We start from the raw sequence: 15,184 nt of genomic DNA, 5'->3' as shown, positions 1-15,184 counted from the left end.
GCCCGGCCCGGGCCCCTTCCGCCCTCCCCGGGGGCACGGCCCCGTCCCGCGCTGGGACAATGGCCGGATGGAGGACGACGAACGCGTCCCGGTGAGCGAGGCCGTGGACTTCGGCGCGGCGAAGCTGCTGCCCGACGTGGACCGGCCCGCCGGCTGGCTGCTGACCGTCGACGGGGCCCCGCAGTCGTACGTCGACCTCGACGACCCGACGCATCTGGAGTTCGAGTACACCAGGCGCCTGGCGTGCGTCCTGGACGAGTCGGCCCCCGAGGGGGAGCCGCTGGACGTCGTCCACCTCGGCGGCGGCGCCCTCACGCTGCCCCGCTACACCGCCGCCACCCGGCCCGGCTCCCGCCAGCACGTGGTCGAGGCCGACCGGGCGCTCGCGGACCTGGTCGCGCGGTGGCTGCCGCTGCCCGCGGGCGCCGACGGGCTCACCGTGGCCACCGAGGACGCCCGGGCCTGGCTGGAGGCGGCACCGGACGCCTCGGCGGACGTCGTGGTCGCCGACGTCTTCGGCGGCTCGCGGGTGCCCGCGCACCTCACGTCGTACGAGTTCCTCACCGAGGCCGCGCGGGTGCTGCGCCCCGACGGTGTCTACCTGGCGAACCTCGCCGACTCCGCGCCCTTCGACTTCCTGCGGCCCCAGATCGCGGGCCTGGACGCCCTGTTCGACGAGGTCTGCCTGATCGCGGAGCCCGGCGTGCTGCGCGGCCGCCGCTTCGGCAACACCGTGCTCGCCGCCTCCCGGCGGCCGCTGCCCGTCGCCCGGCTCACCCGGCGCACCGTCGCGGACGCCTTCCCCGCGCGGGTCGTCCACGGTGACGCCCTCGCGGTCTTCCTCCGGCGGGCACGGCCGGTTCACGACAAGGACGCGGTGCCCTCCCCGGAGCCGCCCGGCGGGTCGTTCGGAGTGGGCTGAACCACCGGCGCGGGCTTGCCGCCGGCCACCTCGGCGGTGGTGTCCTTGCGGCGCAGATTGCGCACCTCGGGGGCGAGCAGGACGGCGCCGGTGAGGAGCACGGCGAGCCCCGCGCATCCCCACAGCGCCCCGTCGAGCCCGAAGGCGCCGGCCGCGGGGCCCGCGAGCGCGGTACCGAGCGGGATCATGGACACCGACCCGAACCAGTCGTAGGCGGCGACCCGGGACAGCTTGTCCTGCGGGATCTCCTGGCGCAGCGCCAGCATCCACGTCACGCCGAAGACCTCGACGGAGAGCCCGGCCACGAGCATCGTCGCGGCGAGGAGCGGCACCGGCACGACGAGAGCGAGCGCCACCGCCGGGAGGGCGAACGGGAAGACGCAGAGCGTGCCCGCGAGCAGGATGCGCCGCGGACGCCAGCGCAGCATGAGGAAGCCGCCCGCGATGTTGCCGACGCCGAACGCGGCCAGCGCCGCGCCCCAGGGACCCGCGCCGCCGAGTTCGGCCTGCGAGACCAGGGGACCGTAGACGGCCTCCGCGGCGACCATGACCGCGTTGACGACGGAGAACTGCACGACGATGGCCCACAGCCAGCGCCGCGACGCGAACTCCCGCCAGCCGTCCTGCAGATCGCGCAGCAGACTGCCGCCGGGCGCGGCCGCGGCCGTCGTCCGCGCCACCCGCAGCAGCGCGCGCAGCGACGCCGCGAACGCGAAGCAGGCCGCGTCCACGGCCAGGACCCACCCGGGGCCCACGAGCGCGATGAGCGCCCCGGCGAGGGCGGCGCCGCCGACGTTGGCCCCGTTCACCCCGAGCCGGAACACGGCGAAGGCGCGGCCGGCGTGGGCGCCGTCGACGGTGGACAGCAGCATGCCCTCGTTGGCCGGCGCGAAGAACGCGGTGCCGGTGCCGCCCAGCGCGGACAGGACCGCCATCTGCCAGATCCGGGCGTCCCCGGAGAGTACGAGCAGCGCGAACACGCCCTGGGAGACCGCGTTCAGGCAGTTCGCGGCGACCATGACCCGGTGCCGGGGCAGCCGGTCCGCGACCGCGCCGCCGATGAGCAGGAAGACCACCAGCGGCACCGTCCGTGCCGCCGCGACCAGTCCGATGTCCGTGCCGTCGCCGCCGGCCCGCAGCACGGCGAAGGCCGAGGCGACCACGGCGCCGGAGGTTCCGAGGTTGGTCACGAACGCCGCCGCGGCCAGCAGCCGGAAGTTGCGCCCGGCCCAGTCGGGGAAGCGGAGGCGGGGAGGGCGGCAGGTCGTGGGGGTCACCCGGGGACTATGGTCGCCCGGGCCGTCATCTGCCAAGCGGATTGTTCCCGCTCGCCGATCGGCGTCCGTGCCTCAGCCGATCAGGCGGACGCTGTCGCGCACCTTCGCGATCGTCTTGGCGTCCGGCGCCCCCTTGAAGCTGTCCACGACCAGGATCCAGGAGCGGACCTCCTTGTCCTTGCCGAGGAAGGTGAAGCTGTAGGCGGTGCCGTCGGCCGCGCACGTGCCCTTCATACCGGTCGCGCGGGTGCTGGAGATCCAGCCGGCGACCCCCTGGCCGTTCTTGTAGGCGCGGGTCGCTGACCGCGTGAGCTTGGTGCCGCCCTCCTGGTTGTACTTGGCGTACGCCCAGTTGTAGGCCTCGTTGGTCGCCTCGGACTGCAGGCTCTTGGCGCCCTTGCCGCCCTTCACCCCGGCCATGCCGCGCTGGTCGGTGCCGCACCAGTCCTCGTCGAGGGTGGCGGCGCCGCCGGTGACGATGCGGTTCTTGTCCCACTCGTAGCCGATGAGCAGGCCGGCCGACTTCACGGTCCAGTTCGTGGGGACGTCGTAGGCGACGCCCATGTCACCGCGGACGACGGTCCGCCACCCGGCGACCACGGGCTTGATCGCGCTGTCGCCGGGGTTGCCGCGCGCGTCGTCGGCGCCAGGGCCGTCGTCGGAGGCGCTGGGGGAGGCGGGTGAGGACGCGGCGGTCGAGGCGGAGGACGAGCCGTCCGACGGGGTCCCCGTCGTCGGGGCACCGCTCGCGGACGGGCCGGCCTCGGGGCGGCCGGAGTCGTCCCCGGTGAGCTTCACGGCGATCAGCACGCCGGCCGCGGCGACCGCCGCGGCGGCGACCACCGACACCGCGACGGCCACGCCCCGCCGGTTGCCGGGCGGCTTCGGCCCGCCGTGCCCGCCGGGCAGCGTCTGGGCGCCCCACGGCGGGGGCGGCGGCTGGTAGGCCGGGTGCTGCTGGGGCGCGTAGGGCGACGGGAACTGCTGCGGGGGCTGCTGCGGATACTGCGGTCCCCCCGGCTGCTGCGGATACTGCGGTCCCCCGGGCTGCTGTTCTCCTGGCCACATGGCTGGAAACACTAGGGGTTGCCGCCTCCCGGTTCCATGGATCCCGTCATTACCAGCTGGTAACATCCGGCCATGTCCGAGAACCAGCCCCAGATAGCCGAGCTCCTGACGGCCACCGTCCCCATGGTCCGCACCCTGAACCTGGAGTACGCGGAGACCACCGCCGAGCGCGCGGTGCTCCGTCTCCCCGACCAGGCCGACTACCACAACCACGTCGGCGGCCCCCACGCGGGCGCCATGTTCACCCTTGCCGAGTCCGCGAGCGGGGCCATCGTGCTCGCCGCCTTCGCCGACCAGCTCTCCCGCGCGGTGCCCCTCGCCGTCCGCGCCGAGATCTCCTACAAGAAGCTCGCCATGGGCCCGGTCACCGCCACCGCCGAACTCGGCCGCCCCGCCGCCGAGATCATCGCCGAACTCGACAAGGGCGAGCGCCCCGAGTTCCCGGTCACCGTCCGGATCCGTCGCGAGGACGGCGCCGTGACCGGCGAGATGTCGATCGTGTGGACCCTGCGCCCCAACTCCTGACGAACATTGGCCCCGGGGTGGGCCACCCCACAGGCACGGGAACCGCGCCGGGCCGTACGTCGGATACGCTGCAACGACGTGCGCGCCCGGCGCACCGACCGGTACCCGACCGCCCCAGGGGAAGGAAGCGGCCTTGCACGTCCAGGAGTGGCTCGGGACGATCCCGCCCGTCAGCATCTATCTGCTGGTGGCGCTCGTGATCGGTGTGGAGAGCCTGGGCATACCGCTGCCGGGCGAGATCATCCTCGTGAGCGCCTCGCTGCTCGCGTCCCAAGGGCATGTCAACCCGTGGGTGGTCGGTGTCTGCGCCACGGCCGGGGCGATCGTGGGCGACTCCATCGGCTACGCGATCGGCCGCCGCGGCGGACGTCCGCTGATGGACCGGCTCGGCCGGCGCTTCCCCAAGCACTTCTCTCCCGGCCACATCGCGACCGCCGAGGCGTCCTTCGAGCGCTGGGGCATGTGGGCGGTGTTCTTCGGGCGCTTCGTCGCCCTGCTGCGGATCTTCGCCGGACCGCTGTCGGGCGTGCTGCGCATGCCGTACTGGAAGTTCCTCGTCGCGAACGTCCTCGGCGGCATCGTCTGGGCGGGCGGCACGACGGCCGTCATCTACTACGTGGGCATCGTCGCCGAGCCCTGGCTCAAGCGCTTCTCGTGGGTGGGCCTGGGCGCGGCCGTGCTGATCGGCCTGGCGTCCTTCCTCGTCGTGCGCCGCAGGGCCAAGGCCGCGGCGGCCGCCGTCGCGGAGCCCGACGAGGAGACGGTCGCGGCGACGGCCGAGTGAGGCGCCGAGCTCAGCCCGCGCCGCCCGCCGCGTCCGACGCGAACGCGGCACGGTGCGCACCGGCCAACTGCACGTAGTGCTCGGCGTTCAGCCGGACCATGTCCCGCTCCTCGTCCGTCAGCTCGCGCCGCACCTTGGCCGGCACCCCGGCCACCAGCGAACCCGGCGGCACGCGCATCCCCTGCGGTACGAGGGCGCCCGCGGCCACCAGCGAACCGGTTCCGATGTGCGCGCCGTTGAGCACCGTCGCGCCCATGCCGACCAGTACGTGGTCCTCCACCACGCAGCCGTGCACCACCGCGTTGTGCCCGATCGTGACGCCCGCGCCGATCACGGCCGGGAAGCCCGGATCGGCGTGGACCGTCGCGTTGTCCTGCACATTGCTGCCCTCGCCGAGGGTGATCGGCGCGCAGTCGCCCCGGAGCACCGCGTGGTACCAGGCGCTGGCGCCCGCCGCCATCGTCACCTCGCCCAGCACCACCGAGGTCGGCGCGGCGAAGGCGTCCCGGTCGACGCGGGGCGTATGGCCGCCCACGGCCGCGATCAAGGCTCTCTCCGTCATGGAGATCACGGTAGCCCCGCGATTGCGGTGATCGCGGGGCGGGTAGCGCCTACAGCGTGCTGAAGTTCTCCGATGATGTGATCGCCGCGCTGGAGTCGGGCGCCCCGGTCGTCGCCCTGGAGTCGACGATCATCTCCCACGGTCTGCCCCGCCCCCGCAACCTCGAGGTCGCCCGGGAGCTGGAGGCCGCCGTACGGGACGGCGGAGCGGTGCCCGCGACCATCGCGGTCCTCGACGGCGTGCCGCGCGTCGGCCTGGACGACAAGGAACTGGAGCGCGTCGCCCACGACGAGCGGATGCGCAAGCTCGGCCACCGCGATCTGCCCGTCGCGCTGGCCACCGGCGCCAGCGGGGCCACCACCGTCTCGGCCACCGCGTTCCTCGCCGCCCGCGGCGGCCTGCGCTTCTTCGCCACCGGCGGGCTCGGCGGCGTGCACCGCGGCTGGACCCACGAACAGGACGAGTCCGCCGACCTGCGACTGCTCGCCGGGACCCGGATCACCGTGGTCTGCGCCGGGGTCAAGTCGATCCTCGACGTCGCCGCCACCCTGCAGCGCCTGGAGACCCTCGGCGTCACCGTCGTGGGCTACGGGACCGGGGAATTCCCCGGCTTCTACCTCAGCCGCTCCGGGCAGCCGGTCGACTGGACACTGGGCACGCCCGAGGAGGTCGCGGCGGTCATGGCCGCCCAGGACGACCTGTGCGGACCGCCCGCCGCGATCGTCGTCGCCAACCCGGTGCCCGAGGAGGAGCAACTCGACCCGGAACTCCACGACCGCGTCCTGGCGCAGGCACTGGACGCAGCCGAGCACGAGGGCGTGACCGGCCAGGCCGTCACACCGTTCCTGCTCGGCCGGCTCGTCGAGGGCACCGCGGGGGCCAGCCTGGAGGCCAACCTCGCCGCGGTGCGCGGCAATGTGCGGCTGGCCGCACGGCTCGCCGTCGCCTGGTCCGAACGCGGCACACATCACACCTGATCGACCGGCCGCACTCCACGGCCCTCTGTACCGTGAGCGGGTGCCGAAAAACGAGAACATGTTCTCCCCGCTGGGGGCCTGGCGCCGGCGCGCCACCTCCCGCCTGGTGCACCGCGGCTGGCGCTGGGTCCAGGGCGCGGGCGCGGTGACCGCGGACCGTCCAGGACCGCTGCGCTTCGGCCGCATCGGCACCGGGACCCGGCTGGCGTTCCCTCAGGGCACGATCTTCGGCGAGCGCTGGGTCCACCTCGGCGACTACTGCATCATCGGCGAACAGGTCACCCTCACCGCGGGCATGATGCCCGGCCTCGACCTCGGCCCCGACCCCGTCGTCCGGCTGGGCAACGGCGTCGTCCTCGGCCGCGGCAGCCATGTCATCGCCTCGCGGCCGGTGGTGTTCGGGAACGACGTCTACTGCGGTCCGTACGTCTACGTCACCAGCGACAACCACTCCTACGACGACCCCCACGAGCCCATCGGCCGGCAGTGGCCGCGCTCCGCGCCCGTCGAGATCGGGTCCGGAAGCTGGCTGGGTGCGGGCGCGGTGATCCTGCCGGGAGCCCGGATCGGGCGGAACGTGGTGGTCGCGGCAGGGGCGATCGTCCGGGGCGAGGTCCCCGACCACTCGGTGGTGGCCGGCGCACCGGCGCGCGTCGTACGGCGCTGGGACCCCGAACGCGGCTGGGAGCCCCCGCTGCGCACCCCTGCGCCGGTGCCGGTCCCCGCGGGGGCGACGCACCAGCAACTCGCCGCTCTGGCCGCGCTCGTCGAGCTCGAACCGGAGGGATGACCGCGCCGCGCGGTGTACGCCGGGGGGTGTCCGTTCCGCGGATCGTCGGCGCGGTCGACCGGGCCGGTTTGTTAGCGTGCCGCACATGCGCGCACCCATCGGCACCTTCACCGACGTCCACCCGGCCGTCGAGCGGCTCGACCTGCTGCCCGAGACCGTCGCCACGGCCCTGACCGCCTGGCACGGGGAGGTACCGGCCGAGGAGGTGCTTCTCGTCGACACCGACCCCGAGAAGGCGGACACGGCCGTCTTCGCGGAGACGTACGGCGTCGGCATGGACCAGTCGGCCAACTGCGTGGTCGTCGCCGGCAAGCGGGGCCAGGACGTGACGCTGGCCGCGTGCGTGGTGCTCGCGACCACCCGGGCCGATGTGAACGGCTTCGTCCGGCGTCATCTCGGCGTGCGGAAGGCCTCGTTCGCGCCCATGGACACCGCGGTCGGCGAGAGCGGCATGGAGTACGGCGGCATCACCCCGATCGGGCTGCCCGCCGCGTGGCCGCTGCTGGTCGACGCGGCGGTCACGGACACGCCCTACGTGATCATCGGCAGCGGCAGGCGCCGCGGCAAGCTGCTCCTGCCGGGCAAGGCGCTGGCCGCGCTGCCCGGCGTGCAGGTCGTCGAAGGACTGGGCATCCCGGCGTGACCGAACTGCTGGCGCGCCTGGAGCGGTACTACGACACGGTGCCCCGGGCGGCCGCCCGCGCCGAGGACTTCGGCCCGCTGACCCTCTTCGTCCGGGAGGGACTCGGCTGGCCCTACTACGCCCGGCCGACACCCGGCGCGGACGGGTGGATCGGCCGCGCCGACGTGGACCGGGTGCGCGAGCGGCAGCGGCTGCTCGGGGTGCCCGAGTGCTTCGAGTGGGTGGCGGAGACGACGCCCGCGCTGCGCGAGGCGGCGGAGGCCTCGGGCCTGCACGTGCACGCGCACCCGCTGATGGTGCTCGACTCCCGGGCGGCCGGAGCCGCCGTCGCGCCCGTCGACGGCGTGGACGTCCGGGTACTGGCGCCCGGCGACCCGGCGTTCGCGAGCGCCCTCACCGTGCCGCACCTGGCCTTCGCGCACCCCGGCACGGCGATCGGCCCGGCCGGGACGTCCGAACTGGACGTCGCCCGGGTGCTGCACGCCGCCCCGGCCGCCCTCGCGGCGGCCGAGGCGCGGGTCAAGGACGGCCTGACGGTCCACGCGGCGGCGGTGCACGGCACGACCGCGCTGTGCGCGGGACAGTACAACCCGGTCGGCGAGGTCTGCGAGATCGTCGGCGTCGGCACGCTGCCCAGCGCCCGCCGCCGCGGCCTCGCGCTCGCCGTGACCTCCGCGCTCGTCCGGCACGCCCGGGCGCGGGGACTGGGCACGGTCTTCCTGTCGGCGGGCGACGAGCACGTGGCCCGGATCTACGCCCGCATCGGCTTCCGCCGCGTGGGCACGGCCCTCATCGCGGAACCCCCGGCCGGCTGAGGTCCAGCGACAGCGGTATCGAGTGCTCGGCGAAGCCCAGGCTGCGGTACAGGGGCTCAGCGTCGGGCGTGGCGTGCAGGTCGACCCGGGTGACGCCGCGCTCGGCGAACCACGCGAGCAGCGCCCCCGTGGTCGCCCGCGCGTGGCCCAGGCCCCGGTAGCGGGGATCGGTGCAGACGCTGAAGACGAAGCCGAACCGCCCCTCGGGGTGGGCGGGCGCGGGCAGCCGCTCCTCGACCCGACCCACCGCGCACGCCGCCAGATGCGGCCCGCCGCGGGGGTCGCCGTCGACCACGAACGCCCCCAGCGCGCTCCCGGCACCGCCGGCGAGCTGCTCCCGGGCCCGCTCCTCGGCCGCGGCCTCCCACGCGCCCGGCTCGTCCCGGCCGGTCATGGCCCGGAACATCAGCCGGCGCAGCCGCACCAACTCGGCGGCGTCCTCGGGGCGGGCGGGACGGACGACGGCTTTCATGGCTGCACGCTACATGGACCGGCCGAGGAGGGGGATCTCGATGTCGGGGACGGGCATGTTCGCGACGTCCGGAACACAGTGCGCGGTGCGATGGTCTGCGGTCCCTCTTCGACATGCGAGGAAAGGCGAGATGACGCGGAAGCGCCGACTGCGTGGTTCGCATCGAGATCCGCCGGCTACACTTCCGCTACATGACCAGCCCGGATGCAGCCGCCTCGTTCCTGGAGAACCCATACATTCTGGACCTTTTCGCCGGTCCTGGTGGCCTCGACACAGCCGCGCGCACGCTTGGCGTGCGATCTCTTGGAATCGAGTGGGACCGGAACGCCTGTGAGACGCGTTACGCGGCCGGACTTCAGACCTGGCATGCGGACGTCAGCACGGTACGCCGGGAGAGGTTCCACGAACTGCCGAGGGAGTTGAACGTCCTGGCCGGCGGTCCGCCGTGCCAGACGTACTCGGTGGCCGGCCAGGGAGCAGGTCGTAAGGCCCTGGACGACGTCAAAGGCTTCATTCGTGAGTTGGTGAACGGCGTCGACGACACCGTGATCGACAAGCAGTTGGAAGAGTTGCACGGTGATCCCCGTACCGCCCTCGTCCTGGAACCGCTCCGGTACGCGATCAAGGCACTCACCTGCCCCAACCGGGACGGACGGCCCTTCGACGTGATCGTCCTGGAGCAGGTGCCCGGGGTGAAGGCGTTGTGGGATGTCTACGCGGAGGTCTTGAAGGCAGGGCTGCCGGGAAAGGACGGCGTTCGCGTTCGGTACGAGGTTGCCGAGGTCACGACACTGCCCACCGAGGCCTACGGGGTTCCCCAGACCCGGCGGCGCACGATTTTGATGGCACGGTTGACCGCGCACGGCGTTCCGCGGCTGCCCGGCCGCAGGCACCACGTGTACAACCCGCACAATCCCAAGGCGGGCGGGCCCGAGGACACGACCCTGTCGCTGGACGGCCCGCCGTTCATCGATCCGTGGGTCCCGATGGGCAAGGTGTTGGGGCGCACGGAGGGCAGGCCCGGGGGCCGCGAGACCCCCTTCGAGATCGTGTCGAACTACGGCAGTGGCGGAGATCCGAAGAATCGTGGCGTCCGAACGCACAGGCAACCGGCTTTCACCGTCACCGGCAAGGTCTCCCGCAACGCTGTTCGGCGAAAGCCCGGCATCCCGCACGACCCACCCCGCCTGACCATTGCCGAAGCCGGCATCCTCCAGACCTTCCCGCCCAACTACCCCTGGTCGGGAGGCGACCAGTCGCAGCAGGTGGGCAATGCCGTGCCCCCGATGTTCGGCATGCACGTGCTGGCTGCGGCGCTTGGCCTACCGGACGTGCCGGAGGAGTTGCTGCGGGAGGACTGGCCCGAGACCCCCGACGAGGACCGTGCCACGCTCCGCAAGGAGGGCTGCGGTGCTCCGGACGGTTGTGGTCCCAACTGCCCGAAGCCCGAGGATCAGTCCTCCTCCGGGGACTCCTCGGAGTCCTCCCGTCCCCGGACCGGGGCGTCCGCGAAGAGGTCGGAGAAGTAGTCCACCAATGTGCTCACGGAGATCTCCGGGGCGGGTTCCTCGTCAGGGCCGGTCGGGAGCGCGTTCCGTGAGACCTGGCGGGCGGTCTCGGCCTCGGTGATCCAATCGATCAATGGACGGGACTCGCGCTCCGCGTCCGGGGCGATCACGTCGTACATCAGTGTGGCCGCGGCGGCGTTGACGGCTCCGGCCAGTGCGTTGACCTCACGACCCGTCGTGATCACGCCTTTGGCGACCAGGCGCACGATCGCCTGGGCGGTGGGCCGGTGGTTGATCACGGTCATGCGCAGGGCGGTGTTGAGCATGTCCTGGTTGCCGCAGGCCGTGACGACCGGCTCGTAGTTCGGGCCGTCACGGAAGAGCTCTGCCGCCCACCAAAGGCGGGCGAAGACCTGCTTGTGGTACTGCCCGCGGAAGCGCTCGGCCGCCACCTTCGCGACCTTGCCGTCCTTCGATTCGGGCTGGTGCCGCCAGATCACGTAGTCGGGGGCGACCCCGAGGGCGAGGTAGTTCCAGAGGCCGGGGTCGGCCGCCTCACGGCGGGTGAGTCGCAGGGCCGCGTGCAGGCGCGGGGCGAGCCACGCATCGGCCTGGGTGGCCTTGAGCCCGTTGCTGTCGCAGTAGGCCATGGCGTCCTCGGCCAGGTCCCGGACGGGCTGCAGATCACCGCGCCGGTCGTCGTGCGGCAGCGGTTCGGTGACCTGGTTGAGCCTGATACTCGCAATGTCCTCCCGGCCGGTGAGAACTCCTTCGGTGAGGAAGTCCCCGGCCTCGGCGTTGGGGAGCACCGCCAGGCGCTCCGGGAAGTAGCTGGGCCGGCCGGTCATGCGTCGTCCCCCTGTGTGAGTCGTTCGAGGTCGCGGATGGTGGTGGACAGCGTCCGGGGGACACTCGCCCGTCGGGAGGCCGCGAAGTGGATTCGGGGCTGCAGTTCGCCCCACCCGGTGGCGGACGGACCGGTGCGGGCCGCGTGGACTTCGCGCAAGGCGTCCCCGGGCTCGCGATCGGGGTACATGTCGGGGAGCATCTCGCGCAGTACGTCGCCCTGCCAGCCGTGCGGGAACAGCGGGGTTCCGTCCTCCTCGATCTCCAGGTCGCCGACGGCCGAGTGGAAGACGGCGGTCCAGACCTCGGAGCACATTTGGGCGAGGAGGAGTTCCCGGACGGTCTTCTCCGCACCGTTGCCGCCGTCCGCGCCGATGAGGTCGCCCAGCCCGTCGAAGTCGGTGTTGACGCGTACGGCGGGGATGCGCCCGGTCGTGTCGACCAGCCAGGGGGAGTCCTTGAAGCGCTGGAGTCGGCCGGCCCCGGAGGCGAAGCCGACCATCCGTACGTCGAGCTCGCGGGCGAGTGAGGGCGTGGCCTCGATGACGTCGACGAACCACTCCACGTCGGACGTGCCGATCACGCGGCCGGGGACACCGTCCGCGGTGGCGACGACGTGGACGGCGAGGGAGGCGCGATCGAGGAGGTCGCAGCGGTGGATGTACAGCTCGGCCGTACGTTCGCGTCCGTCCTCGGAGACCTGGGAGAACTCCACGGACGCACGGGAGTTGGTGGCACGCTCGGTGAGTACGGCAAGGACCTTGACCTCCTGCCAGGGCCCATCGGGCTCGAGCGCCTTGGCCGGGAGCTTGACGGACAGGCGGAGTCGGGCCTGGGTCCAGTCGGGGCGCTCCTCGTCGGGGCCGAGGGCCACGACGCGTTCGACGGTGGAGACGTACTTGCTCTCCACATTCACCCAGGACTCACCCTCGGCCTTGACCTGGGCGCTGTCGACGCGCCACGACACGTTGCCGGTCAGCCGACGGTAGGGGTAGACCTTCACGCCTGTTCCCCCTTCCCGACACGGAGTTCCACGACGAGTCCGGTGAGTTGGGCCCGCACCGGGTGACGGGACACATCGGTGACGCCCTTGAACACGGCCCTGCGGCTGCCCGGGAGCAGGTTCAGGGCACCGTCGACGATCTCGCAGCCGCTGACGGCGACGAGTTCCTTCCACGGAGCCGCGGGACGAGGACCGGAGCGCACGTCGAACTTGGCGACCGGAGTGACCGGGCGGTCCGTGTCGACGCCCGGCGACACCCGCAGGTCGACCGTGACCGACCAGGCTCCGCTGTCGTCGATCATGGCGTCCACGTTGTCCAGTTCGGGCAGCACCGAGGCCCCGGTGGAGCGCGGCCTTTTCGCGCCGGCGCCACCCACCTTGAGGCGCCCGGCGATCTTGGCCTCACCGCCGTTCCGGCGCTTGGCGCGAGGAACGGCGACCAGGTCGCGCACCGCACTGTTGGCGGCGGTCGTCAGGGCCGCGATGCGTCGGTAGGCGGAGGCGGAGTAGGTGAGGCGTAGTTCCTCGGTCTGACCCCACTTGTTGTGCTCGGGTGGTTCGGAGGCGCGGAGGAACTCCTCTGCGGCTTGGGCGCCGGGGACGTCCTGCCCCGCTGCTCGACCGGTGAGGAGAATGGCCTGGAACGGGTTGGTCCCGATGGGGACGTTGGCGACGGCGCTGTCCTTGACGGTCATGCGGTTGCCCCGCATGGAGACCAGTCGGTTCGGGCGGCCGTCGGCGTCCTCGGCGTGGGTGACCAGGAGTACCGCCTCGTGAGGCACGCTGCCGCGCACCTGACCACCGTGCAGGGGCACGTTCAAGTGCACGATGGCGCGGGCCACCTGGCCCGGGGCGGAGAGACGGTCGACCGTGTCGCCCTCGAGGAAGGCGCGCAAGGCACGGGTGCGGGAGGGCTGGGTGACGGCCGGATCCACACGCTCCTCGGCGATGAGGACCTCGCCGTTGCGGAAGGTGCGGACGGACGCCTCCAGGTGCGGCTTGTGGTCGCCGCCGCCGGTCATCGCGGCCCAGAAGTTGCGGCCGAGCGCGTCGACGAGGCGGGCGTGCATGCGGTGGACAGTGTCGTCGTCCTCGGTGGTCTCCTCCTCGTCCACGGTGCCGGTGACGGTCGCCAGGCTGGCGACGTCGTGGGCACCGACGATGAGGAACGAGGTGCCGGGGGCAGCGCTCTCGCGGGTGAGGTGAAGCTTCTCGACGGTCTCCTCGTCGGCCCACCAGGAGCGGGCGACATCAGTGGACTTGGCGTCCGCGTCGGGACGTCCGAACCAGGCCGGTCCCGCGAACTCCTGGCCGTCGACCGCGCGCCACGGAAGGTCGAGCCGGCCGATCAGGCGACGCTCGGTGCGACCTTCGTGAGGATTGGACAGAGTGGAGTTGATCAGTACGAGACCGAGGCGACTGGTGGCCCAGAGAGTGGCCTTGCCCAAGCCGTAGGAGCCACCTGCCCCGGCGTCCTTCTTGTGGCTGTCGAGTTGTCGACGCACGACTGCCGCGAAGAGGCCGTTGTCGTAGTCGCCGCCGGTCAGACCGGTGCAGTTGTAGTCGTCGACACGCAGCAGTACCAGACGGTCGTGCTGGTACATGTCCTGCAGCCCGGCCGCGATCGTGCGCGAGACCTTTCCCTGCTTCCCGCTCTCCGCGGTGAGCGCCTCGTAGTGAGGGAGCAGCCGTTCCCAGTCGATGACCTCGCGGAAGCGGGCGAGGGTCTCGCCGGTGAGTTCGTGCAGGGTGTAGCGGACCCGGACGGGTTCGGCCGGGTCGAGGCGCGCGTCGATGCTGTTCTGGGTGGCCTCGCGGGCGAGGACCGAGACATCGGCCTCGAAGGCGAACGCGGCTGCGTTGCCGTACTCGCGACCCCCGTCGGCGTGGGCGGGTCGGTGGTACCAGGAGACCGGCAACCCGGCCTGAGCATCGGTGCTGCGGGTGTGGATCGTCGCCAGATCGGTCTGTAGCACTTCAGCGATGCGCTGGATGGTGTCGTCCCGGGGAACCGAGCGTCCCACGATCCAGGCCGAGACGGCGGCTCGGGTCATGCCGAGCTCCTCCGCCAAGTCGGCCTGGCTCTTCCTGGCGTTCTTGAGCTGGCGTGCCAACCAGGGACCGAAGTCCTCAGCCGCCTTCACGTGCCACCTGCCTCCGCTCGGGTCACTGCGTGACAGTCACCGTACCGCACGGCTGTTGACGTCGCGCCGGCCTGTCAAAAGTTCTTTGACGTGCGGCGGGCGTCCGGTCGGAGGCTTGTCGGAGCAGTGGGAAATGGAACAGGGAATTCCACCCGGTTCATGCCGAATTCGTCGAGATCCGAGCGCCACGGCGCGTGGTCCACCGCGAGGGAGCCTCTTGCACAACGGCGGGAATACGTGGTTGAGTTGCTGACCGTCAGCCCCGGAAACGACCGGGGCAAACGACAGAATCCCAGGGCACAGCTGTGCCCTCCTCCCCGCCTGCCCCACACGGCGAGAGGCCAGGGAGCAGGGAGTATCGGGCCTACCCGCGGTTCGGCCCGGGACATCTGCACGTGCACCGCCTCGCACGCCGGACGAAATCCTTCTCCACCTTTCCCACCACGGACCCCTCGACGGATGTCCGCACGGTTCGGATTTCGCTCCCGCACCACCTCGCACCTTTTCCTCGTGAAGTCCCCACGAAAGCGAAAGCGCAGGTACCTCGGTGTCCTCGACGTCCCCGCTCAACCACATGCGCACCGTTGTCACGCTGTACGACCACCTCGCCGACGACCCCCAGGCCCAGGAGACCCTCCTCGGCATCATGGGCGGACTCGACCACGGCGTGGTCGCCTCCTACCGGAAGGTCCTGCTCGACACCGATGCCCCGGTCGACTTCCGCCGCCTGCCGCGGAATCCCATCGGTCACCGGTGCGTCGCCACTGTCACGTTCACCGTGCAGCTCGCCTGCTGACGGGCGTCAGCGCTCACTCCTCTCCTTCCCAGCCCATCGTTCTGAAGTGGAA

16 protein-coding genes are annotated in these 15,184 nt (G+C 72.2%); 9 read left to right on the top strand and 7 right to left on the bottom strand.

All coding sequences use genetic code 11. From position 1 onward, the window contains the following. Positions 1–67 precede the first annotated feature (67 nt). Positions 68–922, top strand: coding sequence for a spermidine synthase (locus tag ACFYXS_RS14300; protein ID WP_389247625.1), 855 nt, complete (start codon positions 68–70; stop codon positions 920–922). Here ACFYXS_RS14300 and ACFYXS_RS14295 read toward each other — a convergent pair. Beyond that, entirely contained in the window at positions 862–2,199 is a 1,338-nt protein-coding gene (locus tag ACFYXS_RS14295; protein ID WP_389247623.1) for an MFS transporter, read from the bottom strand. The genes ACFYXS_RS14300 and ACFYXS_RS14295 overlap by 61 nt on opposite strands. A gap of 72 nt (positions 2,200–2,271) precedes the next feature. Beyond that, a complete protein-coding gene (locus ACFYXS_RS14290) occupies positions 2,272–3,267 on the bottom strand; it encodes a hypothetical protein (protein WP_389247621.1) in 996 nt (331 codons plus the stop codon). Between the two features lie 72 nt (positions 3,268–3,339). Between ACFYXS_RS14290 and ACFYXS_RS14285 the strand changes: the two genes are divergently transcribed. Both ACFYXS_RS14285 and ACFYXS_RS14280 read left to right on the top strand, forming a co-directional pair. Then, positions 3,340–3,792, top strand: a complete 453-nt coding sequence (locus ACFYXS_RS14285; protein ID WP_389247619.1) for a DUF4442 domain-containing protein — start codon at positions 3,340–3,342, stop codon at positions 3,790–3,792. Between the two features lie 133 nt (positions 3,793–3,925). Further along, positions 3,926–4,576: a DedA family protein gene (locus tag ACFYXS_RS14280; protein WP_389247617.1), complete on the top strand. Its 651-nt coding sequence runs from the start codon at positions 3,926–3,928 to the stop codon at positions 4,574–4,576. A gap of 10 nt (positions 4,577–4,586) precedes the next feature. On the opposite strand, the gene ACFYXS_RS14275 is transcribed toward ACFYXS_RS14280, so the two are convergent. Further along, on the bottom strand, positions 4,587–5,138 hold the full coding sequence (locus tag ACFYXS_RS14275; protein WP_389247615.1) for a gamma carbonic anhydrase family protein: 552 nt from the start codon (positions 5,136–5,138) through the stop codon (positions 4,587–4,589). 56 nt (positions 5,139–5,194) lie between these two features. Between ACFYXS_RS14275 and ACFYXS_RS14270 the strand changes: the two genes are divergently transcribed. From ACFYXS_RS14270 to ACFYXS_RS14255, 4 genes are all read left to right on the top strand, one after another. Continuing rightward, positions 5,195–6,115, top strand: a complete 921-nt coding sequence (locus ACFYXS_RS14270) for a pseudouridine-5'-phosphate glycosidase (protein ID WP_389247613.1) — start codon at positions 5,195–5,197, stop codon at positions 6,113–6,115. A 40-nt stretch (positions 6,116–6,155) separates the two neighbouring features. Beyond that, positions 6,156–6,905 (top strand): acyltransferase, encoded by a 750-nt coding sequence (locus ACFYXS_RS14265; protein ID WP_389247611.1) that lies wholly within the window; start codon positions 6,156–6,158, stop codon positions 6,903–6,905. Between the two features lie 85 nt (positions 6,906–6,990). Beyond that, the gene (locus tag ACFYXS_RS14260; RefSeq protein WP_389247609.1) at positions 6,991–7,548 is read left to right on the top strand and encodes a YbaK/EbsC family protein; all 558 of its coding nucleotides are present in this window, start codon (positions 6,991–6,993) and stop codon (positions 7,546–7,548) included. Further along, complete coding sequence (locus ACFYXS_RS14255; protein ID WP_389247607.1) at positions 7,545–8,363, top strand: GNAT family N-acetyltransferase; 819 nt, start codon at positions 7,545–7,547, stop codon at positions 8,361–8,363. Before ACFYXS_RS14260 ends, ACFYXS_RS14255 begins: the two co-directional genes overlap by 4 nt. Here the strand turns inward: ACFYXS_RS14255 and ACFYXS_RS14250 are convergent. Further along, the gene (locus ACFYXS_RS14250; protein WP_389247605.1) at positions 8,338–8,835 is read right to left on the bottom strand and encodes a GNAT family N-acetyltransferase; all 498 of its coding nucleotides are present in this window, start codon (positions 8,833–8,835) and stop codon (positions 8,338–8,340) included. The genes ACFYXS_RS14255 and ACFYXS_RS14250 overlap by 26 nt on opposite strands. Before the next feature lie 191 nt (positions 8,836–9,026). On the opposite strand from ACFYXS_RS14250, the gene ACFYXS_RS14245 reads away from it, so the two are divergent. Further along, positions 9,027–10,364, top strand: a complete 1,338-nt coding sequence (locus ACFYXS_RS14245) for a DNA cytosine methyltransferase (protein WP_389247603.1) — start codon at positions 9,027–9,029, stop codon at positions 10,362–10,364. Here the strand turns inward: ACFYXS_RS14245 and ACFYXS_RS14240 are convergent. The 3 genes from ACFYXS_RS14240 to ACFYXS_RS14230 are packed head-to-tail and all read right to left on the bottom strand — an operon-like array spanning position 10,289 to position 14,336. Beyond that, the gene (locus ACFYXS_RS14240; protein WP_389247601.1) at positions 10,289–11,191 is read right to left on the bottom strand and encodes a DUF6339 family protein; all 903 of its coding nucleotides are present in this window, start codon (positions 11,189–11,191) and stop codon (positions 10,289–10,291) included. The two genes, ACFYXS_RS14245 and ACFYXS_RS14240, sit on opposite strands and share 76 nt — an antisense overlap. Next, positions 11,188–12,192 (bottom strand): hypothetical protein, encoded by a 1,005-nt coding sequence (locus ACFYXS_RS14235; RefSeq protein WP_389247599.1) that lies wholly within the window; start codon positions 12,190–12,192, stop codon positions 11,188–11,190. Before ACFYXS_RS14235 ends, ACFYXS_RS14240 begins: the two co-directional genes overlap by 4 nt. Continuing rightward, complete coding sequence (locus ACFYXS_RS14230) at positions 12,189–14,336, bottom strand: helix-turn-helix domain-containing protein (protein ID WP_389247597.1); 2,148 nt, start codon at positions 14,334–14,336, stop codon at positions 12,189–12,191. The genes ACFYXS_RS14235 and ACFYXS_RS14230 overlap by 4 nt, the downstream gene beginning before the upstream one ends. 547 nt (positions 14,337–14,883) lie before the next feature. Here ACFYXS_RS14230 and ACFYXS_RS14225 point away from each other — a divergent pair. Next, complete coding sequence (locus tag ACFYXS_RS14225) at positions 14,884–15,132, top strand: hypothetical protein (protein ID WP_389247595.1); 249 nt, start codon at positions 14,884–14,886, stop codon at positions 15,130–15,132. Positions 15,133–15,184: the final 52 nt, after the last annotated feature.

It is taken from the genome of Streptomyces sp. NPDC002574 (assembly GCF_042889545.1).
Taxonomy (GTDB): domain Bacteria; phylum Actinomycetota; class Actinomycetes; order Streptomycetales; family Streptomycetaceae; genus Actinacidiphila.
The sequence above is the reverse complement of the archived record's forward strand: the minus strand, read 5'-3'. Positions and strand labels throughout refer to the sequence as shown.